Source organism: Blastococcus sp. CCUG 61487, assembly GCF_005222955.1.
Classification (GTDB): domain Bacteria; phylum Actinomycetota; class Actinomycetes; order Mycobacteriales; family Geodermatophilaceae; genus Blastococcus.
This window is the reverse complement of the sequence record NZ_LWUA01000105.1, coordinates 1-534: the sequence shown is the minus strand read 5'-3', so window position 1 is coordinate 534 and position 534 is coordinate 1. Positions and strand designations below refer to the sequence as shown.

Below are 534 nucleotides of genomic sequence, written 5' to 3'. Positions count from 1 at the left end.
CAAGGACCATGGGATGTCTGAGCCGGCCGCCGTCGAGACCGTCCCCTCGCGCCGCCGTCCCCCGATGTCTCGAGGACCGCCTGACGGCTGCTCTCGCGCGGCCCGGCAGATATCGGGCTGATGCCTGGCTGTGATACGTCCACCGGTTCCGCAGGATCGGCGACAACCCGCAGGGGCCGGACGGTCTCTACGCTTGGCGGTGCGGCGAGGTGCGTTCGGGGATGTAGCAGTTCGGTGACCCGCTGCCCGGGCAGCGGACCAGTTCGTCACTTTCTGCCCGCGTGGGATCACGGAGAATGACGATCACGCCCGTAGGAATAGGTCATGGCCATCGTGATCACCGCAGGGACCGTGTGGGCGCTGCTGGCCGCCCCCCTGGCGGTGGTCATCGGGCGGAGCATCCGGTTGGCCGACGAGACGGCGCAGGCACCCCTCGTCGCCGACGACGTCGAGCGCTACCTGCGCGACCAAGCATCCGCGCCGCTCACCTGACCCGCGGCCGGACGCCTCGGCTCATGTAAGGGCCTCCGGTGT

The 534-nt window shown here is 69.7% G+C and carries 1 protein-coding gene; it reads left to right on the top strand.

Annotated features, from left to right (window positions below):
- Positions 1 to 324 precede the first annotated feature (324 nt).
- The gene (locus tag A6V29_RS20690; RefSeq protein ID WP_170977734.1) at positions 325 to 492 is read left to right on the top strand and encodes a hypothetical protein; all 168 of its coding nucleotides are present in this window, start codon (positions 325 to 327) and stop codon (positions 490 to 492) included.
- The last annotated feature ends 42 nt before the right edge of the window (positions 493 to 534 follow it).

Excerpts from the sequence above, each read along its gene's own strand:
- A6V29_RS20690 (WP_170977734.1), top strand. The coding sequence starts at position 325 with ATGGCCATCGTGATCACCGCAGGGACCGTGTGGGCGCTGCTGGCCGCC.